This is a genomic window from Micromonospora mangrovicola, from assembly GCF_047200535.1.
In the GTDB taxonomy this organism is placed as follows: domain Bacteria; phylum Actinomycetota; class Actinomycetes; order Mycobacteriales; family Micromonosporaceae; genus Micromonospora.
The window spans coordinates 16,415-35,322 of sequence record NZ_JBJZOG010000016.1 but is presented as its reverse complement, the minus strand read 5'-3'; the positions used below and the strand labels follow the sequence as shown (position 1 = coordinate 35,322).

Annotated in this window: 21 protein-coding genes and 1 tRNA gene; 19 read left to right on the top strand and 3 right to left on the bottom strand. The window is 73.9% G+C overall.

What is annotated here, in order from left to right; genetic code table 11:
• Positions 1–29 precede the first annotated feature (29 nt).
• The 5 genes from ACL02O_RS09485 to ACL02O_RS09465 are packed head-to-tail and all read left to right on the top strand — an operon-like array spanning position 30 to position 4,052.
• Complete coding sequence (locus tag ACL02O_RS09485) at positions 30–665, top strand: FtsB family cell division protein (protein ID WP_412817619.1); 636 nt, start codon at positions 30–32, stop codon at positions 663–665.
• Between the two features lie 29 nt (positions 666–694).
• Complete coding sequence (locus ACL02O_RS09480) at positions 695–1,252, top strand: DUF501 domain-containing protein (RefSeq protein WP_412817618.1); 558 nt, start codon at positions 695–697, stop codon at positions 1,250–1,252.
• 1 nt (position 1,253) lies between these two features.
• The gene (locus tag ACL02O_RS09475) at positions 1,254–1,766 is read left to right on the top strand and encodes an amino-acid N-acetyltransferase (RefSeq protein ID WP_412817617.1); all 513 of its coding nucleotides are present in this window, start codon (positions 1,254–1,256) and stop codon (positions 1,764–1,766) included.
• 32 nt (positions 1,767–1,798) lie between these two features.
• Positions 1,799–3,100 (top strand): hypothetical protein, encoded by a 1,302-nt coding sequence (locus ACL02O_RS09470; RefSeq protein WP_459560883.1) that lies wholly within the window; start codon positions 1,799–1,801, stop codon positions 3,098–3,100.
• A 22-nt stretch (positions 3,101–3,122) separates the two neighbouring features.
• Positions 3,123–4,052 carry a Ppx/GppA phosphatase family protein gene (locus tag ACL02O_RS09465; RefSeq protein WP_412817671.1) on the top strand — a complete coding sequence of 310 codons (930 nt, stop codon included), beginning with the start codon at positions 3,123–3,125 and terminating at the stop codon, positions 4,050–4,052.
• Between the two features lie 42 nt (positions 4,053–4,094).
• On the opposite strand, the gene ACL02O_RS09460 is transcribed toward ACL02O_RS09465, so the two are convergent.
• Both ACL02O_RS09460 and ACL02O_RS09455 read right to left on the bottom strand, forming a co-directional pair.
• Positions 4,095–4,727, bottom strand: coding sequence for a hypothetical protein (locus ACL02O_RS09460; RefSeq protein WP_412817616.1), 633 nt, complete (start codon positions 4,725–4,727; stop codon positions 4,095–4,097).
• A 75-nt stretch (positions 4,728–4,802) separates the two neighbouring features.
• Positions 4,803–5,432: a LysE family translocator gene (locus tag ACL02O_RS09455; RefSeq protein WP_412817615.1), complete on the bottom strand. Its 630-nt coding sequence runs from the start codon at positions 5,430–5,432 to the stop codon at positions 4,803–4,805.
• Between the two features lie 83 nt (positions 5,433–5,515).
• On the opposite strand from ACL02O_RS09455, the gene ACL02O_RS09450 reads away from it, so the two are divergent.
• From ACL02O_RS09450 to ACL02O_RS09400, 11 genes are all read left to right on the top strand, one after another.
• Entirely contained in the window at positions 5,516–5,848 is a 333-nt protein-coding gene (locus ACL02O_RS09450) for a PadR family transcriptional regulator (protein ID WP_412817614.1), read from the top strand.
• On the top strand, positions 5,845–6,834 hold the full coding sequence (locus ACL02O_RS09445) for an HAAS signaling domain-containing protein (protein ID WP_412817613.1): 990 nt from the start codon (positions 5,845–5,847) through the stop codon (positions 6,832–6,834). The genes ACL02O_RS09450 and ACL02O_RS09445 overlap by 4 nt, the downstream gene beginning before the upstream one ends.
• Before the next feature lie 128 nt (positions 6,835–6,962).
• Positions 6,963–7,430, top strand: a complete 468-nt coding sequence (locus tag ACL02O_RS09440) for an LppU/SCO3897 family protein (RefSeq protein ID WP_412817612.1) — start codon at positions 6,963–6,965, stop codon at positions 7,428–7,430.
• A 189-nt stretch (positions 7,431–7,619) separates the two neighbouring features.
• Entirely contained in the window at positions 7,620–8,306 is a 687-nt protein-coding gene (locus ACL02O_RS09435) for a dienelactone hydrolase family protein (protein ID WP_412817611.1), read from the top strand.
• 19 nt (positions 8,307–8,325) lie between these two features.
• On the top strand, positions 8,326–9,039 hold the full coding sequence (locus ACL02O_RS09430; RefSeq protein WP_412817670.1) for a uracil-DNA glycosylase: 714 nt from the start codon (positions 8,326–8,328) through the stop codon (positions 9,037–9,039).
• Positions 9,040–9,059: 20 nt separating this feature from the next.
• Entirely contained in the window at positions 9,060–9,806 is a 747-nt protein-coding gene (locus ACL02O_RS09425) for a DUF4129 domain-containing protein (RefSeq protein WP_412817610.1), read from the top strand.
• Complete coding sequence (locus ACL02O_RS09420; protein WP_412817609.1) at positions 9,803–10,384, top strand: hypothetical protein; 582 nt, start codon at positions 9,803–9,805, stop codon at positions 10,382–10,384. Before ACL02O_RS09425 ends, ACL02O_RS09420 begins: the two co-directional genes overlap by 4 nt.
• A complete protein-coding gene (locus tag ACL02O_RS09415) occupies positions 10,384–11,391 on the top strand; it encodes an AAA family ATPase (protein ID WP_412817608.1) in 1,008 nt (335 codons plus the stop codon). Before ACL02O_RS09420 ends, ACL02O_RS09415 begins: the two co-directional genes overlap by 1 nt.
• The gene (locus ACL02O_RS09410; protein ID WP_412817607.1) at positions 11,391–12,755 is read left to right on the top strand and encodes a DUF58 domain-containing protein; all 1,365 of its coding nucleotides are present in this window, start codon (positions 11,391–11,393) and stop codon (positions 12,753–12,755) included. Before ACL02O_RS09415 ends, ACL02O_RS09410 begins: the two co-directional genes overlap by 1 nt.
• Before the next feature lie 55 nt (positions 12,756–12,810).
• Complete coding sequence (locus tag ACL02O_RS09405; RefSeq protein ID WP_412817606.1) at positions 12,811–13,383, top strand: VIT1/CCC1 transporter family protein; 573 nt, start codon at positions 12,811–12,813, stop codon at positions 13,381–13,383.
• A gap of 102 nt (positions 13,384–13,485) precedes the next feature.
• Positions 13,486–14,814: an NAD(P)/FAD-dependent oxidoreductase gene (locus tag ACL02O_RS09400; RefSeq protein WP_412817605.1), complete on the top strand. Its 1,329-nt coding sequence runs from the start codon at positions 13,486–13,488 to the stop codon at positions 14,812–14,814.
• A 235-nt stretch (positions 14,815–15,049) separates the two neighbouring features.
• Here the strand turns inward: ACL02O_RS09400 and ACL02O_RS09395 are convergent, their stop codons facing one another.
• Positions 15,050–16,882 (bottom strand): hypothetical protein, encoded by a 1,833-nt coding sequence (locus ACL02O_RS09395; RefSeq protein WP_412817604.1) that lies wholly within the window; start codon positions 16,880–16,882, stop codon positions 15,050–15,052.
• Between the two features lie 103 nt (positions 16,883–16,985).
• Between ACL02O_RS09395 and ACL02O_RS09390 the strand changes: the two genes are divergently transcribed.
• The 3 genes from ACL02O_RS09390 to ACL02O_RS09380 all read left to right on the top strand — a co-directional run bounded on the left by ACL02O_RS09390 (position 16,986) and on the right by ACL02O_RS09380 (position 18,894).
• Positions 16,986–17,069 (top strand) — tRNA-Leu (locus ACL02O_RS09390).
• A gap of 107 nt (positions 17,070–17,176) precedes the next feature.
• On the top strand, positions 17,177–18,013 hold the full coding sequence (locus tag ACL02O_RS09385) for a Bax inhibitor-1/YccA family protein (RefSeq protein ID WP_412817603.1): 837 nt from the start codon (positions 17,177–17,179) through the stop codon (positions 18,011–18,013).
• A gap of 122 nt (positions 18,014–18,135) precedes the next feature.
• Positions 18,136–18,894: a Bax inhibitor-1/YccA family protein gene (locus tag ACL02O_RS09380; protein WP_412817602.1), complete on the top strand. Its 759-nt coding sequence runs from the start codon at positions 18,136–18,138 to the stop codon at positions 18,892–18,894.
• Positions 18,895–18,908: the final 14 nt, after the last annotated feature.

Here is an 18,908-nt window from a genome sequence, read left to right as displayed (position 1 = left end):
GCCGTGAGCTCCGGGGGAGGGGTGTGACGATGCAGCAGCGCCGCACACCGGGTGGTCAGCGGCCCGCCCGTCGGCCCGGTCAGGCCGGCCGGCCGGCCGGGGCCCGGTCCCGGTCGTCGGGCCGGGACGGCGGCGTCCGCGCCGAGCCGCGGGCCGCCGGCCGATCGCCGGGCGCGGCGCGGGCCGCCGACGGCGTACGCTCCGCGAGCCGTCCGGCCGCGGCCCGGCGTACGGCGGCCGGCGGCACGGTCAAGCGGCTCACCGCACCCCAACCCCGGCGCTTCACCGGGCGCGCCACCGTGCTCTTCGCGGTGCTGATCGCGCTCGCCCTGGCGTACACCTATCCGGTACGGGTCTACCTGGACCAGCAGACGGACATCGCGCGGATGGAGGCCGCCCAGGCCGACCAGCGCGCGGAGATCGAGCGGCTGACCGCCGAGGCGGCCAAGTGGCAGGATCCGGCGTACATCAGGACGCAGGCCCGGGAACGCTTCTTCATGGGCAAGCCCGGCGAGACGCTGCTGGTCGTCCTCTCCGACCCGGACGGCGCCGCGAAGGACGCCGGCAAGGGCGCGAAGGCGGGGCCGCCGAAGCCGCCCGATCCCTGGTACGACACCCTGTGGTCGAGCGTGCAGGCGGCCAACGCCGAGCGCCCCGACAAGTGAGCACAGAACGAGAGACAGGCACCGACACCGTGAGCGTCGTACCACCGCAGGACCCGGCGGCGGAGTCCGTACCCCGGCCCGAACGGCAACCGGCCACCGAGGCCGACCTGGCCGCGGTGGCCGCACAGCTCGGACGCCCGCCGCGCGGCACCCGGGCGGTGGCCCACCGTTGCCCGTGCGGCCTGCCGGACGTGGTCGAGACGACGCCCCGGCTGGCCGACGGCACGCCCTTCCCGACGCTGTTCTACCTGACCTGCCCCCGGGCCACGGCGGCGTGCAGCCGGCTGGAGTCGGCCGGGCTGATGAAGGAGATGGCCGAGCGGCTCGCCGAGGACCCGGAACTGGCCGCCCGCTACCGGGCCGCGCACGAGGACTACCTGGCCCGCCGGGAGGCGATCGGCCAGGTGCCGGAGATCGCCGGCATCTCGGCCGGCGGCATGCCCGGGCGGGTGAAGTGCCTGCACGTCCACCTCGGGCACGCGCTCGCCGCCGGGCCGGGGGTCAACCCGTTCGGCGACGAGACCCTCGCGCTGGTGGAGAAGTGGTGGGCCGCCGGCCCGTGCGTGGACATCCCGGCGGCGGAGTGAGATGACCGCCGCCGACGAGATCAGCGTGCGCCGGGCCCGCACCGGGGACGTACGTGGCATCCGGCGGCTGGTCGACACCTACACCGACGACCGGCGGCTGCTCAGCAAGGCCACCGTCACCCTCTACGAGGACGTGCAGGAGTTCCGGGTGGCGAGCACCCCGGACGGCACCGTGGTCGGCTGCGGCGCGCTGCACGTGATGTGGGAGGACCTGGCCGAGATCCGCACGGTGGCGGTCGACCCGGCCTGCCGGGGGCGCAAGATCGGGCACCGGATCGTCGGGGAGCTGATCGACGCGGCCCGGGAGGTGGGGGTGGCCCGGATCTTCGTGCTGACCTTCGAGACCCGCTTCTTCGGCTCGTTCGGCTTCCGGGAGATCGACGGCGCGCCGGTGCCGCAGCCGGTCTACGAGCAGTTGCTGCGCTCGTACGACGAGGGTGTGGCCGAGTTCCTCGACCTGGAACGGGTCAAGCCGAACACCCTCGGCAACACCCGGATGCTGCTGCGCCTCTGAACACCCTTGACCGGGCACGGCACCCTGTCCGCGTGCGGATCATGCGGTTGGCCGGCCGGGGCGTCGCCGTGCTCGTCGGTCTCGTCGCCCTGCTCGGGGTGGTACGTCTCGTCGTGCCGGCCACCGCGTCCGGCCCGACCGGCCGGCCGGCCGGGGTGGACCGGCAGCTCACCTTCCTGCGCGCCGCGCTGGACGGCGGCGCGGGGGAGGATGCCCAGGCCCTGTTCCCCGAAGGGTGGTTCTTCGCCCACGCGCTCTACGGGCTGGCCCGGGTGGAGAGCGGCATGCGGGTGCCGGTGACCGAGCGGGGCGAGTCGCTGCGGGAGGCCCGCTGGGCGCTGGCGCGGTTGGAGTCGCCGGCCGGCCGGGCCCCGTTCAGCCCCGACCTGACCCCCGCGTACGGGGTCTTCCACCAGGGCTGGTCGAACTGGTTGCGCGGCGGCGTCCTCGCCCTTCAGGACGCGGGGCGGCGGGACCCGGCGGAGGTCCGCCGCTTCGCCGATGCGTCGGCCGCCCTCGCCGCCGCGTTCGATGCGTCGGCCTCGCCGTATTTGCCGGCATACCCGGGGCAGGCCTGGCCGGTGGACTCCACCGTGGCGATCGCCTCGTTGCGGCTGCACGACACGCTGCTGCCGCCCCGCTTCGCGCCCACGGTGCGGCGCTGGCTGGACGGCGTACGGCAGCGGCTGGACCCCCGGACCGGGTTGCTGCCGCACCGGGTGGAGCTGTCCTCCGGGGCACCGGCGGAGGTGGCCCGGGCGACCTCGCAGAGCGTCATCCACCGCTTTCTCGGCGAGATCGACCCGGCCTTCGCCCGTGCCCAGTACCTGCGGTTCCGGGAGCTGTACGTGGTGACGCCGCTGGGCCTCGGGCCGGCCGTCCGGGAGTACCCGCGCGGTCTCGACGGCCCGGCCGACGTGGACTCCGGGCCGCTGCCGCTCGGGGTGAGCTTCTCGGCCACCGTGGTCACCCTCGGCGCGGCCCAGGTGCAGCGGGACACGGCGCTGGCCGGGGCGCTGGCGAACTACGGTGAGCTGGTCGGACTGCCGCTGGACACCCCGCACACCAAGCGGTACGCCCTGGGCCTGCTCCCGGTCGGCGACGCGTTCCTGGCCTGGTCGAAGTCCGCCCGCCCGTGGGTGTCGCCGCCGCCCGCCCCGCCGCCGCCGAACGTCTCGTGGTGGTGGCGGTTCCCGCTGCTGTCCCTGCTGGTGCTGGTCGGCGCGCTGCCCTGGCTGCCGTGGGCACTGACCCGCCTCCGCCGCCGGTCCTCCGCCGAATCACCGGCTACGCCGGCCGGCGACCGCCGCGTCCCGGGGACGGGCCTGCCGTAGGGTGGCAGCCGTGACGACGCGCGTGGCCGCCATCGACTGCGGGACCAACTCGATCCGACTGCTGGTCGCCGACCTGCCCGACCCGTCCGCCGGGCCGCAGGCGCCGCTGGTCGACCTGAGCCGCCGGATGGAGATCGTCCGGCTCGGCCAGGGCGTCGACAAGACCGGCCGGCTCGCGCCCGAGGCGATCGAGCGCACGCGCGTCGCGCTCGCCGACTACGCGGTGGAGATCGAGAAGCTCGGCGCGGAGCGGGTGCGGATGTGCGCCACGTCGGCGTCCCGGGACGCCTCGAACGCCGCCGACTTCCGCGCCATGGTCGAGCAGACCCTCGGCGTGGCACCGGAGGTGGTCACCGGCGACGAGGAGGCGCGGCTGTCCTTCACCGGCGCGGTCCGCGGCCTGCCCGCCGACGCCGAGCCGCCGTACCTGGTGGTGGACATCGGCGGCGGGTCGACCGAGTTTGTGGTGGGCACCCGGGAGGGCGGCGTCGGGGCGGCCGTCTCGATGGACATCGGCTGCGTCCGGATGACCGAGCGGCACCTGCACGGCGATCCGCCCGGCCTCGACGAGGTCGCCGCCGCGCAGGCCGACATCGGCGTCGCGGTGGACCGCGCGCTGACGGCGGTGCCGGGCCGCGAGGCCGCCACCCTGGTCGGGCTGGCCGGTTCGGTCACCACCGTGGTCGCCATCGCCCGGGGCCTGCGGGAGTACGACCCCGCCCGCATCCACCACGCCCGGGTGTCGTACCAGCAGGTCGCCGAGGTCACCGCCGACCTGCTGGCGAAGACCCGCGAGGAGCGGCTGGCCATCCCGGTGATGCACCCCGGCCGGGCCGACGTGATCGGTGCGGGCGCGCTGGTGCTCCGGGTGATCATGGAGCGCGCCGGGATGCCCTCGGTGGTCGCCTCCGAGCACGACATCCTCGACGGCATCGCCTGGTCCCTGGCTTGACGCCAACCGCACCGGCCGGATCCTCCCCGTGGCGGAGGAGGCTCACCGTGGCGTCTGGCGCGGCCAGTTCGACAACCGCCCGAACCTGTCCGTGGTGCTGTCCGACAGCGAGCCGGTCCATTCCGAACCACCGGCCTGAACGAGTTCCGGCTCGGACTGGCCCAGGCCGAGGCCGTCCACGCCCAGCGGACGGTTCCCGGACGAGGGGATGATCTCGTCCGGCGGCAGCGCCGCGGGTGCGTCGGATGCGGGCTGCGGCCACCGCTGCCACCGGCGGACGCTCGCCACCCCGACGAGCATCAGCGAGCCGACCAGCAGTGTCGTTCCGGTTCGCAGCGGGGTCGCCAGGTCGACCTGGTGGCCGGCCAGGGTCAGTTTGCGGTCGAGCAGCCCCATCATCGAGGCCGGGCTGATCAGCAGGCCCAGGTAGGTGGCCGAGTAACCCAGGCCGGTCAGCGCCGCGCCCAGCGGGGAGAACCGTAGCGTGGCGATGACCCCGAGGAGGAGCCCGGCGGCCGCCAGCACCAGCGCGGGGCGGACGAGGTCACCGCTGTCCGGCGTGGCCTGTTGCGCGTCTGCGAACGCCTGCGCCGACCGGTCCTGGCCAAGGGCGAAGAGGATCCAGGCCAGCGGGCCCACGACGGCCGCGGCGATCACCGTTCCGATGTGTCGCATCCGGGCAAGGTACCGATCTTCCGTCCGGACCAGCAGGCCCATAAGGGAAAATTAAGCAGCGGCGGCGGGGGCGAGCTAGGCGCGTTCGGCGGCGAGCCGGGCGCCGAAGCCGAGCAGGGCCACCCCGGTGAGCCCGTCCAGCCAGCGTCGGACCCGCCGCCGGGACAGCAGTTCGCGCGCCCGGTTCAGTGCCGCGACCAGCACCAGCAGGTACGCCAGACTGAGCACCGCGTGGCTGAGCGCGTACGCGAGCAGCACCCCCAGCGGTGCGGGGCCGCCGACGAATTGCGGCAGGACAGCCAGGTAGAAGGCCAGCACCTTGGGGTTGGTGATGTTGGAGAGGAAGCCCTGCCGGAACCCGGCCAACGCCTGGCCGGGCGCGGCGGTGGCGGCACCGGCCAGGGGCGGGTACTTCCCGCGCCAGGCGGACCGCCACGCCTGCATGCACAGGTAGCCGAGGTACGCGACGCCGGCCCAGCGGATCGTCTCGAAGAGCGGCTGGGAGCGGACGACGAGCGCGCCGAGGCCGGCTGCGGCGGCCACACCCTGCACGGCGTTCGACGCGGTCACGCCGACCGCGCTCCACCAGCCACGGCGTTGACCGGCGGCCAGCGTGTTGCGGGTGACCACGGCGAAGTCCGGCCCGGGGATCAGGATCAGCACCGTGGCGAAGACCAGGAACGACGCGTAGCTGCTCCACGACATGCCTCGACCCTACGACCGGTGGGCGGGGGGAGAAGCTACTGTTTCGTTGACGGTACTTCGCAATACACACTACTGTGCTGAGCGTGGACACCACTCAGCTCCTCAAGGGCGTGCTCGATCTGGCCGTGCTTGCCGTGCTCAAGGACGAGGACGGCTACGGCTACGACATCCTCCGCCGGCTGCGCGAGGCCGGCCTGGAGGAGGTCGGCGACGCCTCGGTCTACGGCACCCTGCGCCGGCTCTTCGCCGCCGGCCTGCTGACCACGTACGTGGTGCCGAGCGAATCCGGCCCGCACCGCAAGTACTACGCGCTCAACGCCGCCGGCCGGGACCAGCTAGCCCGCTCCGGAAAGACCTGGCGCTCCTTCGCCACCACCATGGACGCACTGCTCGACGATCGGGGGACGGCGGCATGACCGTCACTGGGCAGGAGATCGCGGACTACGTCGACCGGGTGCGGGCCGCCCTGGCCGACCTGCCACCCGCCGTCCGGGACGAGTTGACCGACGACCTCCCGGAGCACCTCGCCGAGGTGGCCGCCGAGACCGACGGCGCGCTGGTCGGCCGGCTCGGCGAGCCGGAGGCGTACGCGGCCGAGCTGCGCGCCGCGGCCGGCGCGGATGGTGCCGGCCGGACGGCCGCAGGCCAGAGGCTCGCCGCCGCCCGGGCCCGGGCCGCCGCCCGACTACGCGGCCTCGACACCCAGCTCGGCCCGCTGCTCGGGCACGCCTCGGTGAGCGAGTTCCTCCGCCCGTTGCGCCCTGCCTGGTGGCTGCTGCGCGGCTGGCTGGCCGCCCTGCTGGTCTCCGCCGTGCTCGGCGAGCCGTCCGGGCTGCTGCCTCGACTCGACGGCAGCGCGTTGGCCGGGCTGTTCCTCCTCGCCGGGGCGGTTCTCGCCTCGGTCTGGCTGGGCCACCGCTCCGCCGGCCTGCGGGGCTGGCCGCGGCGGCTGCTGCGCCTCGGCACGGCTGTCCTGCTGCTCTTCTCCTTTGCCGCGCTGGTCAACGTGGACCAGCACGCCAGCTCGGACGAGTTCCGCAGCTACCACGACGTCTCGATCGGCGACCGGTACGACTCGGTCCAGGACGTCTTCGTCTACGACGAGCAGGGCCGGCTGGTCCGCAACGCCCGCCTCTTCGACCAGAACGGCGTGCCGATCCGGCTCGGCTGGCCCACCTGCGTCGACGGGAGCGGGATCGTGCCGCCGCCCCGCAACGTCTACCCGTACTGCCCGGAGCAGGCACCATTCGCGCCGCCGACGCCGTCCACGCCGCCGCCCGCGCCGACCGTGAGCGCGTCACCCACGACGGCGGCCCCGACCGGCAGCGCGACACCGCTCCCCGGCGGCCCGCCGGCCGGTACCCCCGAGCCTGCGGCACCCGCCCCGGCGCCGACCCGCTGAGCCGTCCGGGCAACCGAGCAGACCGCTGCTGGTGGCGGAAGCTGGGAATTGGCTGAACGGATGAGGGGGTGGCGCGGACAAGATCGCTACGGTGTCGTCTGCTTCGTCACCCCTCGGAAGGAACACCCGTGTCAGAGCAGGTCGCACCGCCCCCCACCCCGCAGCCCGAGCCGGCCGAGCCGGCCGCACCGGGGCAGCCGCCGGCGGAGGCTGGAAAGTCCAAGGGCCGGAAGGTCCTCGGCGTCGTCGGCGTCATCCTCGCCGTCGTGGCCGTCGGCGCGGCGAAGGGCGCGTTGCGCTTCTGGGAGCACCGCGACGACACCGAGCAGGCCAAGGTCGGCCAGTGCATCGCGCAGCTGCCCGAGGTGGCCGAGGGGCAGGAGAAGGACGTCGACGGCGCGAAGGTGGTGGAGTGCACCTCCACCGAGGCGGCGTACACCGTGGTCGGTCGGCTCGACCACCAGACCGAGGCGCAGGCGCAGTCCGGCGACGGCTGCGACCAGTACTTCAAGGAGGGTGACGACGGCTACGTCTTCTACGGCGGCGAGCGGAGCGGGGACAAGTACTACCTGCTCTGCCTGACCAAGAAGGCCTGACCTTCCGCACGGTCCACGACGGCGCGGGCCGCGGCCCGCGCCGTCGCCGTGTCCCCGAACACGGCGATCGGGAGGTGAATGCCACTCGTCGCGCGTCTTCCCCGGGCCGTGACGGCGTGGCAGGCTACCCGCACGTAACACCCACTGTGCGACCAGCCAACGATGACTGACCGCTAGGAGGACGCGCCCATGGGCGAGATGGTGAGCTTCACCGGCAACGGAGGGACGAGCGAGGGGTATCTCGCGATACCCTCCGGCGGTGCGGCCAGCCCGGCGGTCATCGTCATCCAGGACTGGTGGGGTCTGGTGCCCCACGTACGCGCGGTGGTCGACCGCTTCGCGGAGGCCGGCTTCGTCGCCCTCGCGCCGGACTTCCGGCACGGCGGCCCGGCCAGCAAGCCCAGTGAGCCCCGGCAGATGCTGAACAGCACGCAGATGGACGAGGCGGCGACGGACATCGCCGCCGCCGCGGAGTTCCTGGCCGGACGCCCCGAGGTCACCGGCAAAATCGGCTGCGCCGGGTTCTGTGCCGGCGCCAGCCTGGCCCTGTGGTCCGGGACGTTCTCGAAGCGGATCGCCGCCACCGCCGGCTTCTATCCGCGGCTGCCCTGGGAGGGCATGCGCACCGACTGGGCCGACTATGCCGGCAAGTCCGCTCTCATCCACTGCTCCGAGGCGGACGGCACCTCCGCCGCCGACGGGGTGCAGAGCGTGCGCCGGGCCATCGAGGCCGCCGGTGGCAGCTGCCAGACGTACGACTACCCGGGCACGGCGCACGCGTTCTTCAACGAGGACCGGCCCGAGCACTTCGACCAGCGGGCCGCCGCCACCGCCTGGGCCCGCACGCTGGAACTCTTCCGGGCCAGGCTTGGCTGAGCCGCGTACCCCCGCCGAGGTGGTCGCCCGCGCCGCGCGGGCGACCGACCTGACCGACCTCGACGGCGCGGTGACCGACTGCTTCGCCTGCCCGCGACTGGTCGCCTGGCGGGAGGAGGTCGCCCGGACGAAGCGGGCCGCATTCCGCGACCAGGCGTACTGGGGACGTCCCGTGCCCGGCTTCGGTCCGCCCGACGCCCGGATCGGCATCATCGGCCTGGCGCCCGCCGCCCACGGCGGCAACCGCACCGGTCGGATCTTCACCGGCGACCGCTCCGGCGACGTGCTCTTCGCCGCGCTGCACCGCGCGGGCCTGGCCAACCAGCCGACCAGCGTCGCCGCCGACGACGGCCTCACCCTGCGGGACACCCGGATCTTCGCCGCCGTGCGCTGCGCGCCGCCGGACAACAAGCCCACCCCGGTGGAGCGGGACACCTGCGCGCCGTGGCTGCACCGCGAGGTCGCGCTGATCCGGCCTACCCTGCGCGTCGTGGTCGCGCTGGGTGCGTTCGCCTGGGCCGCGTGGTGGCCGGTCCTGCGCGACGTGTACGCCTGCCGCCTGCCCACGCCGCGACCGGCGTTCGGCCATGGGGCACACTGGTCCGGCGGGTCAGCACCGGAATTGCTCGGCTGTTACCACGTCAGCCAGCAGAACACCTTCACCGGGCGGTTGACACCGGCGATGTTGGACGAGGTGTTCGCCCGGGCGAAGCGGTTGGCCGGGGTGGACTGAGGAACGCGTAGGGCGGTGGGATGGACCTCGGCGTGCTGCGCAGGTGGTGGCCGGTCGCTGCGGTGACCCTGTTGTTGGCCGTGGCCGCGCTCGCCGCCGGGCACTCCTCGATCGGGGCCAGCCGGATCCCGCCCGCCGCCGACACCATCCCGTACGTGCCGGACTACCCCACCGCGGAGCCGTCCCCGTCGTTCCCCGTGGACCTGCGGGACGCCGGGCCGACCACCTCCGTCGAGCTGCCCGGGTGGGTCCTCTGGGCGGCGGCCGTCCTGCTCGCACTGGGGGTGCTGGCCGTCGTCGGGTACGTGCTGTGGACGGTGCTCGTCGGGGCGCTGCGGCGGACCACCCGGGCGGTGCCGACGCAGCGGACCCGGCGCACCGCCGAGGGCACCGCCCGTGAGGTGGTCGCCGTGCTGGACGCCGGCCTGGTGGAGTTGGACGACCGGGACACCGACCCACGGACCGCGGTGATCGCCTGCTGGGTCCGGCTGGAGGAGGCCGCCGAAGAGGCCGGAGTGCCCCGGCTCGCCGGGGACACCCCCACCGACCTGGTCGGCCGGCTGCTGCGCGGGGACCCGGCGGCCGGTGTCCCGGCGATCGCCAGCGCGGACGTGCTGGACGGCTTCGCGCACGTCTACCGGGAGGCCCGGTACGCCACCCACACCGTTGACGGGCGGATGCGTGACCAGGCCCGGGCCGCGCTGCGCCGGCTGCGCGGCGAACTGACCAGCCTGGCCGCCGCCGGCTCCGCGGAGGTGCCGGCATGAGCACCAGCATCGACGACCTGCTGTCGTTCGCCGAGGAGCCGGTCGGGGAGCCGGGCGACGAACGGCCCGCGCGACTGCGGCCGGTGCTGCGTACGCTCGCCGTCACCGCGGCGATCGTGGTGGTCCTGCTGGTCGGGCTGCGCGCGGTCGGCCTCCAGGTCTCGCTCTGGATCATCGTGGCGGGCGTGCTCGCCGTGCTCGCCGTCCGCCGCGTCACCGCCGCGCTGTCGCCTCCGCCGCCGCCCCGGGCCGGGGCGAGGGCGCCCGCCGGTGAGGAGCCGGGCACCTGGAACTGGGCCGCGCGGGACGCGTTGCGCGCCGCGATCAACGGCTGGGAGCGGCCGCTGGACTGGTGCGCCGGCAACCGGGAGCGGTTCGCCGAGCGGGTCCTGCCGCGCCTCGGCGAGCTGGCCGACGAACGGCTGCGCCAGAAGCACGGCATCACCCGCGAGTCCGACCCCGCCCGTGCCCGCACCCTGCTGGGAGAGCCCCTGTGGACGTTCCTCGGCACCCCCTCCCGCCGCCCCCCGTCGCCGCGCGATCTCGCGGTGATCGTCGCCGAACTGGAGAAGCTGTGATGAACGACGTGGACCGGAGCATTCCCCCCGCCGAGGTGGGCCGGCTGGCCCGGGCGGTGCTGGAGGCGGTCGGCACGGTCGTGGTCGGCAAGCGGGAGGCTCTGGAGCTGGTCCTCGCCGGCATCCTGGCCGGCGGCCACGTGCTGCTGGAGGACCTGCCCGGCCTGGGCAAGACGCTGACCGCCCGGTCGTTCGCGCAGGCCCTGGGGCTGGACTTCCGCCGCCTCCAGTTCACCCCGGACCTGCTCCCCGCCGACGTCACCGGCTCCTTCCTGTACGACCAGCGCAGCGGGGACTTCTCGTTCCGCGCCGGTCCGGTCTTCACCAACCTGCTCCTCGCCGACGAGATCAACCGCACCCCGCCGAAGACCCAGTCGGCGCTGCTGGAGGCGATGCAGGAGAAGCAGGTGTCGGTCGAGGGCGTCACCTACCGGCTGGACGAGCCGTTCCACGTGCTGGCCACCGCGAACCCGATCGAGTACGAGGGGACGTACCCGCTGCCGGAGGCGCAGCTCGACCGGTTCCTGCTCCGGGTGTCGTTCGGCTACCCGGATCACGAGGAGGAGTGGGACGTGCTGCGCCGGCGGATCGCCCGCCGCCGCGAGGAGGCCGAGATCAAGCCGGTGGTGGACGCCGGCACGCTGCGCGGCATGCAGGCCGCGCTGGAGGACGTCGTCGTCGAGGACTCCATCGGCCGGTACATCGTGGCGCTGACGGCGGCCACCCGGGAGCATCCGTCGGTGCTGGTCGGCGCCTCACCGCGCGGTTCACTGGCGCTGCTGCTGCTGTCGCGGGTCCGGGCGGTGTTCGCCAACCGTGACTACGTGGTGCCGGAGGACGTCAAGTCGGTGGCGGTGCCCGCCCTGGCGCACCGGATCACGCTCCGCCCGGAGATGTGGCTGCGCCGGGTCGACCCGTCCTTCGTCGTCGGCGAGGTGCTGGAGTCCACGCCCGCCCCGGCCAGCGGCGCCCTGCCCAGTTACGCGGCCGGGCCCGTCGGGCGCTGATGGCCGACCGTAACGATCCGGCCGGCGGCTGGGCGCCCACCTGGGCGCTCGGCCGGGCCGTGCTGCTCACCGGGCTGCTGCTCGTCGCGGCCGTGCTGCTCGGGCGGATCGACCTGGTGGTGCTGGCCACGCCGTTCGCCCTGGGCACCGTGTACGGGCTGCGCCGGCGGCCCGTCACGCTGCCCGGGTTGGAGGTCGGCACCGGCGACACGCACCTGGTCGAAGGCTCGCCGATGGCCGCCACGGTCACCGTCGCGAACCCGGACGCCGTGTCGTACGACGTGGCGGTGGTGCGGACCCGGATGTCCCGCTGGCTGCGGGTGGAGAAGGTCGGCTTCGGCGGTACCGGGGTGGATGTGAGCCGCTCCGGCGGCGCGGACCGGCCCTTCGTCACCTCGGTGCCCCGCGGCACCGCCGTGGACCTGTCGCTGACCGGGACGGCCCTGCGCTGGGGCCGGCACCCGATCGGCCCGGCCGGCACCCGGGTGGCGGTCGCCGACGGGCTGCTGGTCTCCCGGTCGGTGATCACCGACCCGGTCCGGATGCGCGTCTACCCGATGACCGAGCCGTTCGAGGCGGTCGAGGCGATGCCGCGGGCGGCGGGCCTGGTCGGGGCGCACCATTCCCGGCGGCCGGGGGAGGGCGGCGAGCTGGCCGGGGTACGCGTCTTCGCCCCCGGGGACCGGCTGCGCCGGATCGACTGGCGGGTCTCCCTGCGGGCCCGGCAGCTGCACGTCGCGGCCACCCTCTCCGACCGGGACGCCGAGGTGGTGGTCCTGCTCGACGTGCTGGCCGAGGCGGGCCGCTCCGGTGGGGTCCGGGGACCGGCGACGGTGCTGGACACCACCGTGCGGGCGGCCGCCGCCATCGCCGAGCACTACCTGCACCGGGGCGACCGGGTGGCGTTGCTGGAGTACGGGCCGGCCGCCCGCCGGCTCCGCCCGGCCACCGGCCGCCGGCAGTATCTGACCGTGCTGGAGTGGCTGCTCGACGTCAAGGCCGAGTCCTCCCCGCACGAGCCGTACGACCTGATCTTCGGCCCGCAGCTGCTGTCGTCGGACGCCCTGGTGGTGGTGCTCACCCCGCTGCTCGACGAGCGCTCGGCCCAGATGCTGGCCCGGATGGCCCGGGGCGGGCGGTTCGTGGTGGCGGTGGACACCCTCCCGGCCGACCTGCCGTCGCCGAAGGACCGGGGCTGGGCGGAGGTGGCGTACCGGCTGTGGCGGCTGGACCGGGAGACGATGATCGGTCAGCTGCGGGAGCACGGCGTGCCGGTGGTGCGCTGGGCCGGTGCCGGCAGCCTCGACCAGGTGCTGCGCGATGTGGCCCGCCTGGCCACCGCCCCGCGGGTGGGCGGCCGGTGAGCGCGAGGAACGCAGCGGAGCGGAGTCCCGCAGTCGCGACCGAAGGTTGGCCGTCTTGAACGATCTCGTCGAAGGGCTGCACGAGCGGGGCCGTGCGGTGCGGTACGCGATCAACCGGATCAGTCCCACCCCGCTGCTGGTCCGCGCCGGCATCTTCCTCACCGTGCTGGTCGGGTTCCTGGTCGCGTACCCGGTGCAGGCGTTCGTCCCGCGCTCGCTGCTCGCCCTGGCGGTGGTGGCGGTGCTGCCGGCGGTCGGGCCGCGCCGGGTCTGGCCGACCTTCGCGGCGCTGGTCACGGTCGGTGGCTGGCTGCTCGCCACGGTCGGCTTCGACCGGCCGCCGGCGCTCTGGCGGCTGGTGGCCGTGGCGACCCTGCTCTACCTGGCGCACACCCTCTGCGCCCTCGCGGCGCTGCTGCCGTTCGACGCGGTGGTCGATCCCGACCTGGTGCTGCGCTGGCTGGCCCGGGCCGGTGGGGTGGTGCTGGCGAGCGCCGTGCTCGGCATCGTGCTGGCCTGGCTGGGCGGGGTCGGCGGGGATCGCGGTTCCCAGGTGGCCACCGTCGCCGGACTGCTGGTCGCGGTAGGGCTCAGCGCTCTCCTCGGCTGGCTCCTGCGTCGCAGATAGCGGGACATCCGGGGACGTTGCGCAGGTCACAGGGGTTGTGATCCGTCACAGAAGCGGGTCTCGAACGGGATTAGCCGAGCCGCCCGGGGAAAGATGGATGACGTGAATCCGAAGCGGATCCTTGTCGTTGGTGCCGGGCACGTGGGCCTGTACGCCGCTCTGCGCCTGTCCAAGAAGCTGAGCTCCCGTGAGGCCGAGGTCATCGTCGTCGACCCGCAGCCGCACATGACGTACCAGCCGTTCCTCCCCGAGGCTTCGGCGGGCAACATCTCGCCCCGGCACGCGGTGGTGCCGCTGCGGCGGGAGTTGCGCAAGTGCACGGTGCTGGCCGGTACGGTCACCCGGATCGACCACGACCGCAAGACCGCGATCGTGCAGCCGATCAGCGGCCCGACCCGCGAGGTGGAGTACGACCACGTGGTGGTCGCCCCCGGTTCGGTCTCGCGCACGCTGCCGATCCCCGGCCTGCACGAGCACGGCGTCGGGTTCAAGACCATCGGCGAGGCCATCTTCCTGCGCAACTACGTGCTGGACCGGCTCGACGTGGCCGCCGCCACGACCGACCCGGAGGTCCGCCAGCGCGCGCTGACCTTCGTCTTCGTCGGCGGCGGCTACGCCGGCATCGAGGCGCTCGCCGAGATGGAGGACATGGCCCGCGACGCGCTGCGCTACTACCCCGAGCTCAAGCCGGAGGAGATGCGCTGGGTTCTGGTCGAGGCCACCCAGCGGGTGCTGCCCGAGGTCGATCGGGACATGGGCGCCTACACGGTGCAGCAGCTGCTCAAGCGGAACATGGACATCCGCCTGGACACCCGGCTGGAGTCCTGCGAAGGCGGCATCGTCAAGCTCTCCGACGGGGACAGCTTCGCGGCGGACACCATCGTCTGGACGGCCGGCGTCAAGCCGTCGCCGATGCTCGACGCCACCGACTTCCCGCGGGACGAGCGCCGCCGCGTCACGTGCCTGCCCACCCTGCAGATCGTGGACGGTGACCGGGTGGTCGAGGGCGCCTGGAGCGCCGGTGACTGCGCCGCCGTGCCGGACCTGACCAAGGAGCCGGGCAACTTCTGCTCGCCGAGCGCGCAGCACGCGGTCCGGCAGGCCGCCCGGATGGCCGACAACATCGTGAACGTGATCCGCGGGCGCGAACCGGTCGACTACAAGCACAAGCACGCGGGCAGCGTGGCCAGCCTCGGCCTGCACAAGGGCGTGGCCCAGGTCTACGGCGTGAAGATGACCGGTTGGCCGGCGTGGTTCATGCACCGCACGTACCACATGTCGCGGATCCCGTCCTTCAACCGGAAGGTCCGGGTCGTGGTCGACTGGAGCCTGGCGTTCTTCCTCAAGCGTGAGGTGGTCGCGCTGGGTCAGCTGCACGACCCGCGCGAGGAGTTCGCCGAGGCGTCCGCGCCGGTCGGCGCCGCGCGCTGAATCGGCCGGGAAAGGGGTCCTTCCAGCGGGAAGGACCCCTTTCCCGTGCTCCGCGCGTCTCGCGAGCCCGGACGGCGTGACTCCGCGTGACGTCGTCGGGGCGGATGTTCACTGCCGAGCGGTATGCCGCTGAGGCATATTCATGCCGCCGCGGCATACCGCTCCGGAGTCTTCCGCCAACCGCGTGCGGGCGCCGGGGGACGAGCGGGCCCGTGCGGCCCGCCGCGAGGTGTGATCAGAACCGCCAGGTCCAGGCGTCGGCGACCCGGGCGCCGGGTCCGAAGAGCTGCTCCAGGGTCCGCCGCAGCGTCTCCGCGTGCGGGGCGTCGTCGGTCAACGCCACGCAGGAGGCGCCCCAGAACTCGATGTCCCGTGCGGCCTGCCGCCGCTGCTGGTCCCCGATCGCCGGCGGCACCCCGCGCTTGGCCACGTCGGCCAGCAGGGCCGAGGTCGGCCGCTTGTAGGTGCCCATCACCGCCGAGCCGTCCTTGCCGTACGGGCCGATGAAGAAGCCCTCCGGCATGCCGAACGCGGCGTCGGCGGCGGTGCCCCAGCGCATCGGCCACGGGTCCGCCGGGGTGGCTGCGGGCACCGGCACCAGCACCCCGCCGGGTCGTACGCACTGCCGCCAGTGACCGGCGGTGATGAACTCGGGCAGCGCCGGGCGGTCGGCGGTGGGCAGCGGTGCCGGGAAGGCGCTGAGCAGGGCCGCGCCGACGGCCAGGGGCACCAGCCGCCGGGCCCGGCCACGCTCCGCGAGGGCCCGGTCCATGGCGAGTGCCAGCACCGTGCCGGCCAGCGGCAGCACCGCCAGGGCGAACCGCATCGGCAGTGCGCCGTCCACCACCGGCAGCCCCGCCAGCAGGGCGTACGGTCCGGGCACCCCGGTCCGCTCACCGCCGACCACCACCTCGGGGCCGAGCGACAGGACGGCCATCACCAGCCCGCCGGCGAAGCAGGCGGCCACCAGCGGGCGGCGACCGAGCCAGACCGCGCAGCCGATGCCGACCAGCAGCAGCGGCCAGCCGAGGAAGGCGTTGTACTCGGCCGGCCCGGTGGTCAGCCGGGACGAGGCGTCGCTGCCCAGCACCGACAGCGGGGAGAGGGTCGACCAGCTCGTCAGGTCGGCGGAGAAGTAGTACGGACTGAACATGCCGTCGACGACGCCCTGCGGCCCGGCGAACTGGTGCCACAGCGGGTAGCCCAGCACCAGCACGGCCAGGCCGGCGGCCACCAGCAACCCGCCGGCGAAGCCCGGCAGCGCCCGGCGCAGCAGCTCCCGGTCGGCCAGGCCGTAGGCGACCGCCATCACCAGCAGGGTGAGCGCGGTGAGGAAGAGCACCTCCTCGCCGATGAAGACCTGGACGGTGACTGCGGCGGCCAGCCCGGCTGCCGAACTTGCCATCCGCCGGCGGTCCGGCCCGTCCGGGCGTCCGGCCGGGTCGGCGGCCCGGAGCAGCCGGAGCACCAGCCAGACGATCACCGGCACCAGCCACTGGGCGGTCATGTGCAGGTGGGCGTTGCTCTGCGAGAGCATCCCGGGGCCGAAGCCGCAGAGCGCCGCGCCCAGCGCGGCGGCGACCCGGCGGGTCCGCAGCGTGCGGGTGAGGAACAGGTACCAGGCGACCGCAGTGCCGGCCAGGTTCCCGGCGACGAGCAGGGCGAAGCTGACCGGTGCCCCGAACGCGAGGGTGACGGGGGCGAGCAGCACGCCGAGCGCGATCACCGTGGTGTTGGCCATCAGGTTGACCCCGTCCGGCGCGTTGAGCCGGTCGGTGAGCAGGCCGAAGTCTCCCAGCACGGCTCGTGAGTCGACGGCCAGGAACCACTCGTAGAGGGTCTGGTCCGCCGGGTTGAGCGCGAGCACCCGCTGCCCCGGGGCGGGCCACAGCCCGTGGCTGAGCCACCCGGCGAGCAGGGCGAAGAGCAGCGCGACCAGCAGGTCGGCGCGGTGCCGGACGGCGGCGGCCAGCAGGCGGCCGGCACGACTCGGGCGGGCGACCGCCCGATCGGGGCGGACGGCCTGGCCGGGCCCGGGCCCGGGGGCCGTGGGGACGGCGCTGGTCACGGCCTCGACCCTAACGGCGCGGACCGCACGGGGTACGCCGGGTCACCGGGCAACAGCTACGGTGAGACCTGCACCGCCGCGTGTCGGCGCGCCGGTGTCACCCGCCCGGGTGGTGGAACGGCAGACACGGCCGCCTTAAAAGCGGCTGCCGCAAGGCGTGCGGGTTCGACCCCCGCCCCGGGCACCAGACTCTCAGCTTTCCCACAGCTTGGGGTCCGGCGCGGGGGTGCGGATCCCGTTTACCCTGGAGGTCGCACGTTCACGTGCATCGACCCCCTGAGGGAGGCCTGAGAAGTGAAGACCTCGAACCCGGTGCTCGCCCGGCTCGGCCAGGCGGCCGACCGCGAGCGGGCGGCCGGGTACGCCCAGCCCGGGCCGTACGGTCAGCCCGGATACCCGCAGCAGTACCAGCCGTACCCGCAGCAGTACCCGGCCGGCCCCGGTTACCCGGCCGCCCCGCCCACCGTGACCCCGATGACCCTGGACGACGTGGTCGTCAAGACGGTCACCCTGCTCGGGATCCTCGGCGTCGCGGCGGCCGCCACCTGGGCACTGCTGCCGGACCAGCTGCTCGGTCTGGCCTGGATCGGCGGCGCCGTCGTCGGTCTGGTGCTCGGCCTGATCATCTCGTTCTCCCGGATGGCCAATCCGGCGCTGGTGATCGCGTACTCGGTCGTCGAGGGCGTCTTCCTCGGCGCGGTGAGCAAGACCTTCAACACGTTCTACGACGGCATCGTGCTCCAGGCCGTGGTGGCGACCTTCGGCGTCTTCTTCCTGATGGCGATGCTCTACAAGTCGCGGGTCATCCGGGCCACCCCGAAGTTCGCGAAGATCATGATCGCGGTGATGGGCGGCCTCTTCGCGGCCATGATGATCAACCTGGTGCTCGCGCTCTTCGGCTTCAACACCCACCTGCGCGACGGCAGCCCGCTGGCCATCGGCTTCAGCCTGGTCTGCATCGTGGTGGCGTCGCTGAGCTTCGTGCTCGACTTCGCCAACATCGAGAACGGCGTCCGGATGGGGCTCCCGCAGCGCTACTCCTGGGTCGCCGCCTTCGGCATCCTGGTCAGCCTGGTCTGGCTTTACCTGGAGGTGCTGCGCCTGCTCAGCTACCTGCAGGGCGACGACTGACCGACACACTCCCGGAGACGCCCGCCAGCCGCGACCGCGGCGGCGGGCGTCGTCGTTTTCCCGCCGCCGCCCGGCCGCCCGGGGGAGAGTGGAGACCGGGACGCGTCGCCGAGGAGGTCGCGGTGCGGAGTGCCAATCCGGTGCTGGACCGACTGGACGACGTCGGCCGGACCGAACGCCAGGTGCTGGGAGTCGGCGCCGTCGAGTCGATGACCGTGGCCGACGTGGTCAGCCGGACGGTGGGGCTGCTGCTGCTCACCGGCGTAACGGCGGCGGTCGCCTGGGTGGTCGTGCCGCAGGCGGCGTGGATCTCGGCGGCGCTGGCCGGCAGCGCCCTGGCGAGCCTGGCGCTGGTGCTGTTCATCTCGCTGAAGCAGGTCACCAACCCGCCGCTGATCGCCGGATACGCCGTGCTCCAGGGGCTGCTGCTCGGGGTGGCGAGCCGGGCCTTCGAGCTGGTCTACCCGGGCATCGTGGCGCAGGCGGTGATCGGCACCTTCGGTGTCTTCCTCGGCATGGCCCTGCTCTACCGGGCCCGGATCGTCCGAGCCTCCCCGCGGCTGGCCCGGCTGGTCCTCGGCACCCTGCTCGGGATCGTGGCGATCAGCCTGGTCAACCTGGTCACCTACCTGTTCACCGGGCGGCAGGGAGTGGCGGTCTACAGCCTGACCGCCCAGGTCGGCTGGCTCCCGTACCTCTTCTCGGTGGTGGCGATCATCGCCGGGGCGCTCAGCTTCGTCCTCGACTTCGACCTGGTCGAACGCTCGGCCCGCGCCGGCCTCCCCCGCCGGTACGCCTGGTACTGCGCGTTCGGGCTGCTGGTCGGGTTGATCTTCCTGTACTGGCAGATCCTGCGCCTGCTCAGCTACGTCCGCCGCTGACCGTAGACTCGGCC